Annotated in this window: 14 protein-coding genes, 1 other RNA gene and 1 pseudogene; 11 read left to right on the top strand and 5 right to left on the bottom strand. The window is 72.0% G+C overall.

Features of this window, described 5'->3' with window-relative positions:
- Positions 1-175 precede the first annotated feature (175 nt).
- The 3 genes from F7R91_RS07925 to F7R91_RS07915 all read left to right on the top strand — a co-directional run bounded on the left by F7R91_RS07925 (position 176) and on the right by F7R91_RS07915 (position 3,172).
- Positions 176-1,033, top strand: a complete 858-nt coding sequence (locus F7R91_RS07925) for a MaoC/PaaZ C-terminal domain-containing protein (protein ID WP_150945940.1) — start codon at positions 176-178, stop codon at positions 1,031-1,033.
- A 90-nt stretch (positions 1,034-1,123) separates the two neighbouring features.
- On the top strand, positions 1,124-2,200 hold the full coding sequence (locus F7R91_RS07920) for a Zn-dependent alcohol dehydrogenase (protein WP_150945938.1): 1,077 nt from the start codon (positions 1,124-1,126) through the stop codon (positions 2,198-2,200).
- 33 nt (positions 2,201-2,233) lie between these two features.
- On the top strand, positions 2,234-3,172 hold the full coding sequence (locus F7R91_RS07915; RefSeq protein ID WP_150945936.1) for a 3-oxoacyl-ACP reductase: 939 nt from the start codon (positions 2,234-2,236) through the stop codon (positions 3,170-3,172).
- Positions 3,173-3,269: 97 nt separating this feature from the next.
- On the opposite strand, the gene F7R91_RS41905 is transcribed toward F7R91_RS07915, so the two are convergent.
- A complete protein-coding gene (locus F7R91_RS41905; RefSeq protein ID WP_191971396.1) occupies positions 3,270-3,431 on the bottom strand; it encodes a hypothetical protein in 162 nt (53 codons plus the stop codon).
- Positions 3,432-3,525: 94 nt separating this feature from the next.
- A complete protein-coding gene (locus F7R91_RS07910; RefSeq protein WP_150945934.1) occupies positions 3,526-4,767 on the bottom strand; it encodes a hypothetical protein in 1,242 nt (413 codons plus the stop codon).
- A gap of 204 nt (positions 4,768-4,971) precedes the next feature.
- Here F7R91_RS07910 and F7R91_RS07905 point away from each other — a divergent pair, with 204 nt between their 5' ends.
- The 3 genes from F7R91_RS07905 to F7R91_RS07895 are packed head-to-tail and all read left to right on the top strand — an operon-like array spanning position 4,972 to position 8,097.
- Entirely contained in the window at positions 4,972-5,838 is an 867-nt protein-coding gene (locus F7R91_RS07905) for a Nif3-like dinuclear metal center hexameric protein (protein WP_150945932.1), read from the top strand.
- Entirely contained in the window at positions 5,835-6,578 is a 744-nt protein-coding gene (locus tag F7R91_RS07900) for a zinc ribbon domain-containing protein (RefSeq protein ID WP_150945930.1), read from the top strand. Before F7R91_RS07905 ends, F7R91_RS07900 begins: the two co-directional genes overlap by 4 nt.
- Before the next feature lie 13 nt (positions 6,579-6,591).
- Positions 6,592-8,097, top strand: a complete 1,506-nt coding sequence (locus F7R91_RS07895; protein ID WP_150945928.1) for a bifunctional RNase H/acid phosphatase — start codon at positions 6,592-6,594, stop codon at positions 8,095-8,097.
- Here F7R91_RS07895 and eda read toward each other — a convergent pair.
- Both eda and yaaA read right to left on the bottom strand, forming a co-directional pair.
- Positions 8,069-8,719 (bottom strand): bifunctional 4-hydroxy-2-oxoglutarate aldolase/2-dehydro-3-deoxy-phosphogluconate aldolase, encoded by a 651-nt coding sequence (gene eda / locus F7R91_RS07890; RefSeq protein ID WP_150945926.1) that lies wholly within the window; start codon positions 8,717-8,719, stop codon positions 8,069-8,071. The genes F7R91_RS07895 and eda overlap by 29 nt on opposite strands.
- A 63-nt stretch (positions 8,720-8,782) precedes the next feature.
- The gene (gene yaaA, locus F7R91_RS07885; RefSeq protein WP_150945924.1) at positions 8,783-9,565 is read right to left on the bottom strand and encodes a peroxide stress protein YaaA; all 783 of its coding nucleotides are present in this window, start codon (positions 9,563-9,565) and stop codon (positions 8,783-8,785) included.
- Between the two features lie 76 nt (positions 9,566-9,641).
- On the opposite strand from yaaA, the gene F7R91_RS07880 reads away from it, so the two are divergent.
- On the top strand, positions 9,642-11,081 hold the full coding sequence (locus F7R91_RS07880; protein ID WP_150945922.1) for an RNB domain-containing ribonuclease: 1,440 nt from the start codon (positions 9,642-9,644) through the stop codon (positions 11,079-11,081).
- A gap of 57 nt (positions 11,082-11,138) precedes the next feature.
- Here F7R91_RS07880 and F7R91_RS07875 read toward each other — a convergent pair whose 3' ends face one another.
- Positions 11,139-11,888, bottom strand: coding sequence for a MerR family transcriptional regulator (locus F7R91_RS07875; protein WP_150945920.1), 750 nt, complete (start codon positions 11,886-11,888; stop codon positions 11,139-11,141).
- 172 nt (positions 11,889-12,060) lie between these two features.
- Between F7R91_RS07875 and F7R91_RS07870 the strand changes: the two genes are divergently transcribed.
- The 4 genes and pseudogenes from F7R91_RS07870 (at position 12,061) to rnpB (ending at position 14,815) form a co-directional block, all read left to right on the top strand.
- Complete coding sequence (locus F7R91_RS07870; RefSeq protein ID WP_191971410.1) at positions 12,061-12,630, top strand: Uma2 family endonuclease; 570 nt, start codon at positions 12,061-12,063, stop codon at positions 12,628-12,630.
- A gap of 41 nt (positions 12,631-12,671) precedes the next feature.
- Positions 12,672-13,493 carry an AraC family transcriptional regulator gene (locus F7R91_RS07865; protein ID WP_150945916.1) on the top strand — a complete coding sequence of 274 codons (822 nt, stop codon included), beginning with the start codon at positions 12,672-12,674 and terminating at the stop codon, positions 13,491-13,493.
- A 22-nt stretch (positions 13,494-13,515) separates the two neighbouring features.
- Positions 13,516-14,298 (top strand): annotated as a pseudogene (locus F7R91_RS44210) (DMT family transporter); the annotation flags it as partial.
- 112 nt (positions 14,299-14,410) lie between these two features.
- An RNA gene (gene rnpB, locus F7R91_RS07855) (RNase P RNA component class A) lies at positions 14,411-14,815 on the top strand.
- Positions 14,816-15,532: the final 717 nt, after the last annotated feature.

The raw sequence follows: 15,532 nt of genomic DNA, 5'->3' as shown, positions 1-15,532 counted from the left end.
CTGGTTCAGCTGACACCCCGTCAGGAGTCTTCCCAACTGCGCAGTGCTGGGCTATACAGGGTGCGCCGGACTGGAACGCGTTCTAGATCGGCCCGTGGCGACCTCGGTGCGGCCGACGGTGCGGACGGCCGCACCGAGGTCTCTTCCACCAGCGACCGTCGTGATCAGGAGCCTCATGCCCATCGACGCAGCCAAGGCACTCGCCGCCGAGCCCCGGACCGGCGAGATCTCCTGGACCGCCAAGGACGTCCTGCTCTACCACCTCGGCATCGGAGCGGGCCTGCCCGCCACCGACCCCGACGAACTGCGCTACACCCTGGAGTCCCGGCTGCACGTCCTGCCGAGCTTCGCCACCGTCGCGGGCTCCGGCGCGCCCGGAGTGATCAGCGGCCTGTCCATGCCCGGCATCGAAGTCGACCTCGCGCGCGTGCTGCACGGCGGCCAGATCCTGAAGATCCACCGTCCGATCCCGGCGCAGGGCACGGCCACCGCGACCTCAGGCATCGCCGCCGTGTACGACAAGGGCAAGGCGGCCGTCCTCGTCCTGCGCACCGAGGTCACCGGCGACGACGGCCCGCTGTGGACCAACGACTCCCAGATCTTCCTGCGCGGAGAAGGCGGCTGGGGCGGCGACCGGGGCCCGTCCGCCCGCCTCGAACCACCCGCCGGCGCGCCCGACCGGGTCCTGGAGCGGCCGCTCCGTGAGGACCAGGCCCTGCTCTACCGCCTCTCCGGCGACTGGAACCCGCTGCACGCGGACCCGGAATTCGCCAAGGTCGCCGGGTACGACCGGCCCATCCTGCACGGACTGTGCACCTACGGGATCACCCTGAAGGCCGTCGTCGACACGCTGCTCGGCGGGGACGTGACCCGGGTGCGCGCCTACACGACGCGCTTCGCCGGGGTCGTGTATCCGGGGGAGACGCTGCGGATCCGTATGTGGCGCGGGGACGGCACCGTCCGGGTGGCCGTCGGCGCCGTCGAGAGGGACGACGCGCCCGTCCTCGCCGACACCGTCGTCGAACACACCTGAGAACGCCATCCCCGGCAGAACCGCCCCGAGCACGCCATCGCCCGAGACCGCCATCGTCTGAGACCGACCACTGTTGAGGGGAGCCGCACCATGCGCGCAGCCGTACTGCACGAGATCGGTCAGGACAAGTTGGAGGTTCTCGACGACGTCGAGGCGGTGGGGTTCGGACCCGGACGGGTGAGGATTCGGGTGCGGGCCACGGGGCTGTGCCATTCGGACCTGTCCGCGATGGGCGGGGTGCTGCCTCAGCCGGCTCCCTTCGTGCCGGGACATGAGGGCGCGGGCGAGATCCTCGAAGTCGGCGAGGGTGTGCGCCATCTGAAGCCCGCCGACCGGGTCGTGGTGTGCTGGCTGCCCGCCTGCGGGGCGTGTGCCGCCTGCAAGCGGGGCCAGACCGAACTGTGCCTGGCCGGGTTCATGAACGCCGGCACTCCCAACTTCAAGCGCCCCGGCGGGGACCTCTTCGGCTTCGCCGGCACCGGTACCTTCACCGAGGAGGTCGTCGTCGACGCGGGCTGCGCGGTGCCCGTCCCCGACGACGTGCCCTACGACATCGCGGCCCTCATCGGCTGCGGGGTGACCACCGGACTCGGCGCCGTCCTCAACACGGCGGATGTGGAGGCCGGTTCGTCGGTCGCCGTCATCGGCTGCGGCGGCGTCGGTATCTCCGCCATCCAGGGGGCGCGGCTGAAGGGGGCCGCCGAGATCGTCGCCGTCGACCCGATCGCCTCGCGCCGTGAGTCCGCCCTCAGGTTCGGGGCCACGAGGGTCGTTTCGCCGGACGAGCTGCCCGATGCCAAGCAGCAGGTCACGGCCGGAGAGGGCTTCGACTATGTCTTCGAGGTCGTCGGCCGCTCGGCCACCGCCCGCACGGCGTACGAGAACACCCGCCGCGGCGGCACCCTGGTGGTCGTCGGCGCCGGAGCCATGGACGACCTCCTCCAGCTCAGCATGTTCGAGCTGTTCTTCGACGAGAAGCGGATCCTGCCGTCCCTGTACGGCGGCGGCGACGTCCTGCGCTCCTACGAGCGGACCATCGCCCTGTGGCGGGCGGGCCGGATCGATCTGGAGGGCCTGATCACACACCGGGTGCCGCTCGCCGAGATCAACGAGGCCCTCGACCAGATGCGCACCGGCACGGCCCTGCGTACCTGCATAGAGATCTGACGACATAGAGACTCAACGACTTTGAGGATGCGCATGTCACTGCCACTCGAAGGACTCGCCGCGGTCGTCACCGGCGCGGGCCGGGGCCTGGGCCGGGCCGAGGCGCTGGAACTCGCCCGGCTGGGTGCGGCCGTCGTCGTCAACGACTACGGGCAGCCCGGCCGGGACGGCTCCGGCGAGGCCTCCGCAGCCCCCGCCGAACAGGTCGCCGACGAGATCCGGGCGGCTGGCGGCAAGGCGCTCGCCCACACCGGAGACGTCGCCGACTTCTCACAGGCCCGAGAACTCGTCGAGTCGGCGGTCGCCGAGTTCGGCAAGCTCGACATCCTGGTCAACAACGCGGGCATCCTCCGCGACCGCATGGTCTTCTCCATGGCCGAGGACGAGTGGGACTCGGTGATCCGCGTCCACCTGAAGGGCCACTTCAACACCACCCGCTTCGCCGCCGCACACTGGCGCGAGCGGTCCAAGGCGGCCGGCACCCCGGTGTACGGGCGGATCGTGAACACCTCCTCGGAAGCGTTCCTGGCCGGTTCGGCCGGACAGCCCAACTACGCGGCGGCGAAGGGCGGAATCGTCGGGCTCACCACCTCCACGGCCCTCGCCCTGGCCAAGTACGGCGTGACGGCGAACGCGATCTGCCCGCGCGCCCGCACCCGGATGACGGAGGACGTCTTCGCGGGCCTCCAGCAGCCGGGCGAGGGCCTCGACCCGCTCGCGCCCGAACATGTCGCCCCGCTCGTCGGCTACTTGGCCTCGCCCGCCGCCGGGCGCGTCAACGGCCAGCTGCTCGTGGTGCACGGAGGCATGGTGGCGGTCGTCGAACGACCGCGTGTCCAGGCCAGGTTCGACAGCAAGCAGGACACGTTCACCCATGACGAGCTGGATGCCCTGCTCACCCCGCACTACGCGGGCCGCCCGGAGGGGGAGACGTTCGGGGCGGTGGAGGTGCTGGGACTCAAGCGAGGGTAGGAACCGCGGGGCAATACGTACGTGGGCAATACGGACGTGGGCCATGGGGAAGGGGCCCGCACGTCGCTCGACGCGCGGGCCCCTTTCAGACGTACCGTCAGGCAGCCGCCGCCTCGGCTTCCTCGACCGACGGCTTGCGGTGACGGCCGCGAGGGGCCGTCTCACCGTCGTGGACCGAGACCGGGCCCCGGTGCCGGCCGTGGCCGGACTGTTCCTGGGCCTCGGTGGAAAGCGGCTGCATGGTGCTTGCGTCGCTCATCAGAAGGATTCACCCCGTCGACATGATCTTTTAAAGCCGGGCGAGTCTAACCAACCCACCTCGGGGCGAATCCAGGCGGCCACGCCAACCGGCACTAGTTCGTTACAAGACGTCCCAAGGGTGCCTGCTGCAATGGCACAGGACGCGCGGCGGCGGAATCCGGAGGACCCGGTTCCGAGGGCTCGCCCGGCGAGGGCACAGTCAGGGGCACCGGGACCGAGGTGCCGTACACGGCTCGCGTGGCCTGCGCGGCCTGAGCCGCCGTACCGTCCCGTATAGGAACCTCCGAGTCCGCGTCGCCCGCTCCCCGCGGCGCCGCCGACGGCATCCCCAGCCGCAGCACCCCGCACGGCACCTCGGCCGTGCTGTACGGCAGTTGCAGCACCCCGTCCGTGGTCCACAGCCCCGCCCCCGTCAACCACCCTTCGGGCGCGGGGAGATGGTGGACCTGGCGCTGGGCGGGCCGCCACACCGCCACCCAGGTGCCCGCCGGACCGTCCACGCGCAGCGCCACCGCGCACTGCTCCGGTGTCAGCACCTGGCCCGGCTGGATCGCGAACGGCGTCAGCGTGCAGTCCGGCACCTTCAGATACTCCGGGAAGCGCACCGGCAGCGTGCTGCCCAGGATGCCCCAGCCCAGCCGGTCCCGGCCCGGCGAGGGCGCGTCCGAGCGGATCAGCAGCAGCCCGCTGTCCGGGGCGGCGAGCAGCAGCCGGTCGTTGCTGCCCGGGGTGATCTGCAGCAGGGGGGAGACCTCGCCGCCGCGCTCCAGGTCCACCACGACCGACTTGGTCCGGCCGCCGGCCTCCCGGTCCAGGGCCAGCATCCGTCCCGCACGGTCCAGCCACACCCCGCCCGAGCAGCGCCCGGGGATCTCGGCGAGGTGCTGGGGTCCGAACTCGCCGCCCGCCACCAGCCACACGGCGCTGGAACGCGGTCCCACGGCGAGGGCGTACGCCTTCCGGCCGCACGGGGCCGGGGGCAGCAGCCGCAGCCGGACGCCGGTGTCCGGGCAGTCGACCACGCCCAGCGGCAGCTCGCCCGTCCCGGGCCCGGCCGGGTAGAGCAGCGAGAACATGTGCCGTCCGGCGGCCGGCCGGTGGATCAGGACACGTCCGTCCCCCATCGGCTGCACTTCGGTGCCGGGTTCCTCCGGCTGGTTGGCGGGCAGCGGCACGGCATAGGGCTCGGGGCCCAGGGTCCAGCGCTCCACGAACCAGGAGTCGCCGGCCGGCACGAGACGGGCCGCGTAGGCACCGTCCGCCGTGATGGAGCACCCTGCCTGCGCGGCCTCTTCCCCGTGGTCCGCAACAGACTCGATCTCACAGGCCGTCATCGTCTGGTCACCTCCGGTTACGAAGGTAGTTTTCGTACGCACAGCCGGAGAGCCGCGAGCGGCCACTTCACACATAAGGGTGGCCCAGGAACGATTCGCCTGAGGAAACGGGGGCGAATGTGCTGGACGGAGCCCTGAGCGGTCCCGGCCGTTTCCGTGACCGGCGCCGGTTCCACGCCCGAGAACGCCAGGTAGCCTTTGCACGTGCCCCGTCTGTCTGAAGTCATCGCCGCGCTGGAGAACCTGTGGCCCGCCGAGCGGGCCGAGTCCTGGGACGCGGTCGGCACCGTGGTGGGCGACCCCGAACAGGAGGTCTCCCGGGTCCTGTTCGCCGTGGACCCGGTGCAGGAGATCGTCGACGAGGCGGTGAAGCTGGGCGCCGGGCTGCTGGTCACCCACCACCCCCTCTATCTGCGCGGTACGACGACGGTCGCGGCCTCCACCTTCAAGGGCCGTGTGGTGCACACCCTCATCAAGAACGACATCGCGCTGCATGTCGCCCACACCAACGCCGACACGGCCGACCCGGGCGTCAGCGACGCGCTCGCCGGGGCCCTGGACCTTCGGGTCGTACGCCCCCTCGTGCCGGACCCGGCCGATCCGTCCGGCCGCCGGGGCCTCGGCCGCGTCTGCGAACTGGACCACCCGCTCACCGTGCGTGAGTTCGCCGCCCGCGCCGCCGAGCGGCTGCCCGCCACCGCGCAGGGCATCCGCGTGGCCGGTGACCCCGAGGCGCGGGTCCGCACGGTCGCCGTCAGCGGCGGCTCCGGCGACGGCCTCTTCGACCAGGTACGGGCGGCCGGCGTCGACGCGTTCCTCACCGCGGACCTGCGCCACCACCCCGCGTCCGAATTCATGGGGGCTCGCGCCCACAGTCCTCTCGCGCTGCTCGACGCGGCGCACTGGGCCACCGAGTGGCCCTGGTGCGAGCTGGCCGCCGCCCAGCTCGACGAGATCTCCGACCGAAACGGATGGGGCCTTCGCGTCCACGTCTCGCAGACGGTCACCGACCCGTGGACCGCCCACGCGGCGTCCAACCCGACCTCTAGCGCACTGGGAGCCCCCAACTGAACGCCGCGCCCGCCGACCAGATCCGACTCCTCGACGTCCAGGCCCTCGACGTCCGCCTGCAGCAGCTGGCGCACAAGCGGAAGTCCCTGCCCGAGCACACCGAGATCGAGTCGCTGAACAAGGACCTCACACAGCTGCGCGACCTGCTCGTGGCCGCGCAGACCGAGGAGAGCGATACCGCCCGCGAGCAGACCAAGGCCGAGCAGGACGTGGACCAGGTGCGCCAGCGCGCCGTCCGTGACCAGCAGCGCCTGGACTCCGGCGCGGTCACCTCGCCGAAGGACCTGGAGAACCTCCAGCACGAGATCGCCTCCCTCGCCAAGCGCCAGGGCGACCTGGAGGACGTCGTCCTGGAGGTCATGGAGCGCCGCGAGTCCGTGCAGGAGCGGGTCGGCGAACTGACCGGGCGGGTCGGCTCCGTCCAGTCGAAGATCGACGATGCCACGGCCCGCCGGGACGCGGCGTTCGAGGAGATCGACGGCGAGGCGGCGTCGGTGACGAAGGAGCGCGAGGTGATCGCGGGCGCGATCCCGGCGGACCTGCTGAAGCTCTACGACAAGCTGCGCGAGCAGCAGGGCGGCATCGGCGCGGCCAAGCTGTACCAGCGCACCTGCCAGGGCTGCCGCCAGGAGCTGTCGATCACCGACATCAACGAGATCCGTGCGGCCGCGCCCGACACGGTCGTCCGCTGCGAGAACTGCCGCCGCATCCTGGTGCGCACCGCCGAGTCCGGTCTGTAAGGGGGCCTGCGGCGTGCGGGAGTTCATCGTCGAGGCCGACGGCGGATCGCGGGGCAACCCCGGTCCGGCGGGCTACGGTGCCGTGGTGCTGGACGCGGCGACGGGGGAGACGCTCGTCGAGGCGGCGGAGTACATCGGGATCGCCACGAACAACGTGGCCGAGTACCGGGGCCTGCTGTCGGGACTGCTCGCCGCCCGCCAACTTGACCCCGCCGCCACGGTCCACGTCCGGATGGACTCCAAGCTCGTCATCGAGCAGATGTCGGGCCGCTGGAAGATCAAACACCCCGACATGAAGCCCCTGGCGACGGAGGCGAGCCGGGTCCTCCCGCCGGCGCAGGTCACGTACGAGTGGATTCCCCGCGAGCAGAACAAACACGCGGACCGCCTGGCCAACGAGGCGATGGACGCGGGCCGACGGGGCGAACAGTGGTCTGCGTCGACGTCCACCGCGGAACTGGACGCGGCCGCCGCGACGTCCGCGGCGAGGGCGGCCGCGGCCGCGCCTCCCGAGCCGGCGGGCCCGCCCGGAGATGCGGCGGCGGGTGCGGCGCGGGCGCGTGCGGCGCTGGCGGAGGCTTCCGCCCCCGCTTCCCGCCGCGGACGGGCGGAGCGTCCGGTCGGCGCGGATGCCGAGGCCGGACCGGACGCGGCTGCTGCGAGATCCGCCGCGGGGGGCGCGGCGCGGTCGGAGCGGTCGGGCCTGCCCGGAGATGCGGCGGCGGGTGCGGCGCCGGTTGGGGGTGCCGGCACCGCGGAGGGTTCTTCCAAGGCGGAGGGTTCCTCCAAGGCGGCGGAGCCTTCGGCCGGCGGCGGCGCCAAGGCCGAGGCGGATGTGAGGGCCGCGCGGACGGTGGCCGCGCCCAGCGCCGGCTGGGCTCCCGCCGATCTGGGGGCGCCCGCCACCCTCGTACTGCTGCGGCACGGTGAGACCCCGCTGACCCCGCAGAAGCGGTTCTCCGGCAGCGGCGGCACCGACCCCTCCCTCTCCGACGTCGGCCGGGAACAGGCCGAGCGGGTCGCCGCCGCGCTCGCCCGCCGCGGCACCATCCAGGCCGTCGTCGCCTCGCCGCTCGCCCGGACCCGGGAGACCGCCGCCGCGGTCGCCGCCCGGCTCGGCCTCGACGTGAGCATCGACGACGGCCTGCGCGAGACCGACTTCGGCGCCTGGGAGGGGCTCACCTTCGGCGAGGTCCGCGAGCGCTACCCGGACGACCTGAACGCCTGGCTGGCCGACCCGGAGGCCGAACCGACCGGCGGCGGCGAGAGCTTCGCGGCCACCGCCACCCGTATCGCCGCCACCCGCGACAAGCTGGTCTCGGCGTACGCGGGCCGCACGGTCCTGCTCGTCTCGCACGTCACCCCGATCAAGACGTTCGTACGGCTCGCCCTGGGCGCCCCGCCCGAGTCCCTGTTCCGCATGGAACTCTCAGCGGCCTCGCTGTCGGCGGTGGCGTACTACGCGGACGGCAACGCGAGCGTGCGGCTCTTCAACGACACCTCGCACCTGCGTCCCTGAGCCCGGCCGCCTCCCGGGCCAGCTGCTCGATCCGCGTCCAGTCCCGCGCGGCGACCGCGTCCGGCGGCAGCATCCATGTCCCGCCCACACAGCCGACGTTGGGGAGTGCCAGGTACTCCGGCGCGTCGGCCGGGCCGATGCCCCCGGTCGGGCAGAACCGGGCCTGCGGGAGCGGCCCGGCGAGCGACTGCACGAACGCCGTGCCGCCCGCGGCCCGCGCCGGGAAGAACTTCATCTCCCGCACCCCGCGCTCAAGGAGCGCCACGACCTCGGAGGCGGTCGACACCCCCGGCAGGAACGGCACCCCGGACGCCCGCATCGCCTCCAGCAGTACGTCCGTCCAGCCGGGGCTCACCAGAAACCGCGCCCCCGCCGCCACGGACGCCGACACCTGCTCCGGCGTGATCACCGTCCCCGCCCCGACCACGGCCTCCGGGACGCCCGCCGTGATCGCCCGGATCGCGTCGAGCGCCGCAGGTGTCCGCAGCGTCACCTCGATCGCCGGCAGCCCGCCGGCGAGCAGGGCCCGGGCGAGCGGTACGGCATCGGCGGCGTCCTCGACGACCGCGACGGGCACGACGGGCGCGAGGTCCAGCACGGACCCGGTCATGGGAGGGGCCATGGCGACATCGTGCCGATGGCGATCAGCATGCGCAAAGCATGTTGCACATGCTGCAATGACGGGTCAGTGGACCTCGGTCACCAGCACATCCAGCGTCCACGCCTTCCCCGCCCCCGCAGGGGCCTCCACCTCCACCACGTACCCGAGGTCCCGCAGCGCCTCCACCAGCTCCGCCGGACCCGAGGGCGCCACGCCCGCGGTCAGCAGACTCCGCACCATGCGCCCCTTCGTCGCCTTGTTGAAGTGGCTGACGACCTTCCGCGTCGGCGCGTGCAGCACCCGCACGCTCGCCGTCCGCCCGGCGGCCTCGCCCTTCGGCCGCCACGCGGCGGCATACGCGGAGGACCGCAGATCCAGCACCAGCCCGTTCCCGGCCGCCTCGGACATCACGGAGGCCATCGGCGTACGCCAGTGCGTGCCCAACGCCCCGAGCCCCGGCAGCTTCACCCCCATCGAGCAGCGGTAGGACGGAATCCTGTCGGTCACCCGGACCGCACCCCACAGCCCCGAGAACACCAGCAGAGACCGGGCCGCACGCCGCTTCGCGGCCGCGTCCAGGGACGCCAGACCGAGGGCGTCGTACAGCACACCCGTGTAGATCTCCCCGGCCGGCCTCGCCCCGGCCGTCCGCAGCCCGGCGTTCTTCGCGACCTCGCCCCGCAGCCCCTCACTCAGCCCCAGCACCTCGCGCGCCTTGTCCTCGTCGGCAGCGCACAGCTCGACGAGCTCGTCGAGTACGGCCTCACGGGCGGCGGTCAGCCCCGCCAACGCCAGCGACTCCAGCTTCAGCGGGGCGCCCCGGCCCGAGGACGCCTTGCCTTCGGAGGGCGGCAGCAGGACAAGCACAGGGTCTCCTTCTCCGTTCGGGCTCCGGCACAGCGTACGGCGTGCCACACGGCGGCCCCCGCCCTACTCTCGACACATGCCCCGCCGCCACATCCGCGTGACCGGCGCCCCCGAAGCCCCCCTCCGGGCCGCGCTCACCGCGCTGCGCACCGAACTCGGCGTCCCCGAGAGCTTCCCGCCCGACGTCCTCGCCGAGGCGGAGCAATCGGCCAAGGCACCCGCCCTCCCCGCCGAGGACGCCACCGGCATCCCCTTCTTCACCGTCGACCCGCCGAGCGCCACCGACCTCGACCAGGCGCTGCACCTGTCCCGCCAGGGCACCGGCTACCGCGTCCGGTACGCCATCGCGGACGTCGCCGCCTTCGTCGTACCCGGCGGAGGGCTGGACGCGGAGGCCCACCGGCGGGTGACCACCCTCTACTTCCCGGACGAGAAGGTCCCCCTGCACCCGGAGCCGCTGAGCGAGGGCGCCGCGAGTCTGCTCCCGGACCAGGTCCGCCCGACCGTGCTGTGGACGATCGACCTCGACGCGGAGGGCCGTATCCTCGCCGTCTACGTCCGCCGGGCCCTCGTGCGCAGCCGCGCGAAGCTCGACTACGCGGGCGTACAGAGGCAGATCGACGACGGCACGGCGGAGGAACCGCTCGCGCTGCTCAAGGAGATCGGGCGGCTGCGCGAACAACTTGAGCTGGACCGGGGCGGGATCTCGCTCAACGTGCCGGAGCAGGAGATCACCGAGCGGGACCACACCTACGAACTCGGTTACCGGGCCCCTCTCCCCGCCGAAGGCTGGAACGCCCAGCTCTCCCTGCTCACGGGCATGGCGGCGGCCGACCTCATGCTCGCCCACGGCACGGGAGTCCTGCGCACGCTCCCCGCCGCCCCGGACGGCGCGGTCGGCCGCCTCCGCCGCACGGCCCACGCCCTGCACATCGACTGGCCGCACCACGTCTCGTACGCACAGCTCATCCGCTCCCTCGACCCGCACCGCCCCGACCAGGCAGCCTTCCTCCAGGAGTGCACGACTCTGCTGCGCGGCGCCGGCTACACGGTCTTCCGGGACGGCAAGCTCCCGGACATCACCACACACTCCGCCGTCGCCGCCCCCTACACGCACTGCACGGCCCCACTGCGCCGCCTCGCCGACCGCTACGCCTCCGAGCTCTGCCTCGCGGCCTCCGCCGATGACACCCCGCCCGACTGGGTGCTCGCCGCGCTCGACGCCCTGCCCGGCGAGATGACCGACGGCAGCCGACGCGCGGCCGACGTCGAACGCGCATGCGTCGACATCGTGGAGGCCGCGCTCCTCAGGGACCGCGTGGGCGAGGACTTCGACGCCTGCGTGGTGGACGTGGAGGAGCGCAACCCCACCGTCGGTACCGTCCAGCTGGAGTCCCCGGCCGTCGTCGCCCGCGTCGAGGGCGGCACGACCCCGCTGCCGCTGGGCGAGCGCCTGCGGGTCCGCCTCACCCAGGCGGACCCGGGAGCGGCGAAGGTGCGTTTCGCGCCTGCGTGATCGTTCTCACACGAGCGCAGCGCAGCTCGTGCCGGAGCGGAGTGTGGACCGCCCTGGTCATCGTCCCTCCGCGACGATCCGCAGGGCCCGGCGGATCGCCTCCGCCTGGGCCGGCCCGAAGTCCGCGTAGAAGGCGCGCAGGAAGGTGTGGTCGTCGTCGATGTCCGTCTCCGGGAGCAGATCCGGCGGGATCAGACCGGCGAGCGTACGGGCCGCCTCCGCCACGCGCGGGTCGCCCGGCGAGGCGTCAGCGAGGGCGTCGAGCTGCGCGTACGCCTCGTTGGCCCGCGTCACCGCTTCCGGGGTCTCGAGCACGCGGCCCAGAGCGGCCAGCAACCGCTCCCGTTCCTCGGGGGCCGCCGTGGTGTCCAGCAGCGCGAGCATCTCGCGGTCCTTGGCGGCCATCGGGGAGTCGGAGGCGGCGCCCGCCATCCCCGCGAACAGCGCGGCCAGTTCGGGCGAGACGGGGCCCTCGGCGGGCAGCTCCCCGGCGTACAGCAGCTCCCGCAGCCGCGCTCGGCGCTCCCGGATCGCCGCCTCCTGCCGGGCCAGATCCTCGTCGAGCTCGGTGAGCACCTCGACGAGGTCCTTCCCCGCGTCCTGAGCGAGCACGTCCCGCACCTCGGCCAGCCCCAGCCCCAGCTCGGTCAGCCGCCGGATCCGGGCGAGCACGACGGCGTGCCGGAGCGTGTACGTGCGGTAGCCGTTGGGCCGTCGCTCGGGCTCGGGCAGCAGCCCCAGATGGTGGTAGTGCCGCACGGTCCGCGTGGTGACGCCGACGGCGGCGGCGAGTTCTCCGATCCGCATGGGATCAGTACAGACGCTGACGTCGGGGCAGGGTCAAGCGGACGGCTCGGCGCCTGACGGTGGGGGTGATCGTGTGCCACGATCGAGGGAACGGTTCTCGATCTCACGGACGGGTGATCCGGCGATGTCCGAGTCTGGCGAGCGACAAAGGGAGGGGCGTGACATGACTGCCATGGCCCATGAGCCGCTCACGCCGGAAGAGGTCCTGCTGGAGGGCTTTCTCGCCCTGGACACACCGGAGGGTTTCCGGGCCGAGTTGATCGAGGGCAAGATCGTTGTGACGCCGCCGCCGGACGGGGATCACGAGGACTACATTGAGTTGGTCCTGGCACAGGTGTACGAGAAGTCCCGCAGCAGGATGCAGTTCTCCGGTCACAAGGGTCTGAAGCTGCAGAGCGGGGGCGGCTGCCCGAAGGATCACGTGATCCCCGACGGCACGTTCGCGCCCAGGACACTGAGACTCTATCGAGGCAAGGGCTCCTGGATGCCCTGCGACGGGGTCGCCATGGTGCTGGAGGTGACCTCCAGCAAGCCCAACGCCGACCGCGAGGCCAAACGCCGCTGTTACGCCCGTGGCGGCATCCCCCTCTACCTGCTTGTCGACCGTGAGGCCTCCTCGGTCACGCTGTTCATGGACCCGGACAAGGACGACTACCGAGAGCACTGCACGCGCCCCTTCGGAAAGCCGGTCACGCTCCCGGAGCCGTTCTCCTTCGAGCTCGACACCGCGGACTTTCTCTGAGCCTCCCGGTGTTGCACCCGTAGGACGGAAAGGGGTGCGAGGTGGAGCAGGCACTGTGGACGAGGGCGCGGCTGGGCCGCGGTGGGCCTGCGCTGGACCTGCTGACCGCGCGGTTCGACCAGCACGTCTACGCTTCGCACGCCCACGACGAGTACACGATCGGTGTCTGCGTGGACGGCTCCGAGATCATCGACTACCGCGGCGGTCACATCCGTACCGGCCCGGGCTCGATCGTCGTCCTGGCCCCGGGGGAGATGCACACCGGCGGCCCCGGCAACGCCACGGACGGCTACGCCTACCGCGCCCTGTACGCCGAGCCGGGCCTGCTGACCGACGGCACCGTGGGCCACGGCCTCCCGCACTTCCGCGAGCCCCTCCTCCACGACGCCGAGCTCGCCGCCGCCCTGCGCATCACACACACCGAACTCGCCGCCTGCCCCGACCCCTTGGAGGCCGAGTCCCGCCTCCCGTGGCTGCTCACGGCCCTGGCCCGCCGCCACTCCACGGCGCGCGCCGCGTCCGACACGATCGCGGGCGCCGACCACATCGCGAGGGCGGTACGCGACCGCCTGGCCGACGAAGTCGTCGAACCCCCCTCCCTCTCCGCACTCGCCACCGACCTGGGCCTGTCCCGCTACCAGCTCCTGCGCGCCTTTCGTACGACCATGGGGATACCGCCGTACGCCTGGCTGGCCCAGCACCGGGTGAACCGCGCCCGCGGCCTGCTGGAGTCGGGCCTGCGCCCGGCGGAGGTGGCGACACTCGTCGGCTTCGCCGACCAGGCGCACCTCACCCGCTGGTTCCGGCGGGTGCTGGGGGTGACCCCGGCGGCGTACCGCAACAGCGTTCAAGACGCCGTATGACGCAGAAGCCGACACTGCCCCCATGACTGCACGCGGCTGGTTGCTGTTCTCCCTGATGGGAGTGATCTGGGGCATCCCCTATCTGTTGATCAAAGTGGCGGTGGACGCGGACCTGTCCCCGTCGATGGTGGTGTTCACGCGCTGCGCCCTGGGCGCCGCGCTCCTGCTCCCCTTCGCCCTGCGGCAGGGCGGCCTGACGAGGACGGTACGGGCCTACTGGCGCCCCATGCTGGCCTTCGCGTGCATAGAGATCATCGGCCCCTGGTTCACACTCACGGACGCGGAACGGCACTTGTCGAGCTCCACGGCGGGCCTGCTGATAGCGGGCGTGCCGATCGTGGGCGTGGTCCTGGCCCGCTACTTCGGCGACACGGAGAAGCTGGGGATACGCCGGCTGACGGGCCTGTTCCTGGGCCTGGCGGGCGTGGGAGTGCTGACCGTCCCGCATCTGACGGGCGGAGACGCCCGCTCCCTCGGTGAGGTGCTGCTGACGGTGCTGGGCTACGCGACGGCGCCCCTGATAGCAGCGAAGTACATGAAGGACATCCCGTCCCTCCACCTGACGGCCCCCTGCCTGGCGCTGGCGGCGCTGGTCTACGCCCCGGCGGCAGCGGCGACATGGCCCGCTAAGACGCCGTCCGCCTCGGTCCTGGCCGCGCTGGCGGCCCTCGGCGTGATCTGCACGGCGGTGGCGTTCGTGGCCTTCCTGGAGCTGATCAAGGAGGCGGGCCCGACCCGGGCGACCGTCATCACGTACGTCAACCCGGCGGTCGCGGTGGCGGCGGGCGCACTGTTCCTGGGCGAGGATCTGACGCCGGGGATCGCGGTCGCCTTCCTCCTCATCCTGGCGGGCTCCGTACTCGCGACGGCGGGACAGGTGGGCCGCGCACGGCGGGTAACATGGTCGCCACGGCAGACGAGCCGGGCGGACGGCCGCGTGGAGTCCCCGTAGGGGGCTTCCCGAGGAACGTCCGGGCTCCACAGGGCAGGGTGATGGCTAACGGCCACCCGGGGTGACCCGCGGGACAGTGCCACAGAAAGCAGACCGCCGAGGGCTTAGGCCCTCGGTAAGGGTGAAACGGTGGTGTAAGAGACCACCAGTGCCCAGGGCGACCTGGGCAGCTAGGTAAACCCCACCCGGAGCAAGGTCAAAAGGAGCGCCGTAAAAAGCACTCTGCGCGGACGTTCGAGGGCTGCCCGCCCGAGCCCGCGGGTAGACCGCACGAGGCCGGTGGCAACACCGGCCCTAGATGGATGGCCGTCGCCGGGGGGACCGTGAGGTCCCCCCGGAACAGAACCCGGCGTACAGTCCGACTCGTCTGCCGCTCCGTATTTCCGCAGTTCAGAGGCCATGTTTACCGGCTAAATAAACCCTCGGGGTCGAATCCGGGTCGAATCTGTACTACAGGTATCGTCGTTTCTGTCTGCCATCCATGCCGCATATTCGGGCGTTCCGGGTGTCAAATGCGGTCCAGTGCCGCTCTGTAGCAGACATCTCGGATGCTGATGCACTCGGAAGTACATGTACGAGGTGTCTCCTTGTTAGCCTGTTCTGGCTGAACCCGAGCACCGATGTCGCGTCCTCCAACGAGCCGTACCCGGGCCGGGATAGGTGACATTGCGTGCGGTATGTCGAGGCAGCTGCCAATAGCGCCCTCTCGGTTGTCGCGGGTCGCGCCGGACTGAACCCTCGTGCGGCGGTGACGGCTGTCGTGAATGGGCGTGGCGGCACGGACGTGGTGCGGTGGGGGGCAAGCTCTCCCGGCCACCGAAACCTGCCCGTCTCTGTGCTGCTTTCGCCGCGGCCGACCACCTCGATGTCCGCGCGTGGAGCGGGCGGAGGCCAGTAGCCAGGTGCCGCGTTCGGGGGTGTCCGCGCCCAGAGCTGCTCCGGCAGACGAAGGTCGTGCATTGCCAGGAGGTGCCGCCTGCCACGAGGCCGGGCATGGCGGTCCTGTGCTCCGAAGCCGAGGGACCGGGTCGGTCTGATGCGCGGCGAGGATGTCCATCGAGGCGGGGGCCAGACGAGTCCCGTACGG

This window comes from Streptomyces luteolifulvus (assembly GCF_008806595.1).
In the GTDB taxonomy this organism is placed as follows: Bacteria; Actinomycetota; Actinomycetes; order Streptomycetales; family Streptomycetaceae; genus Streptomyces; species Streptomyces luteolifulvus.
Note: the sequence above shows the minus strand (reverse complement) of the source record. Positions and strands in the feature narration are given on the sequence as shown.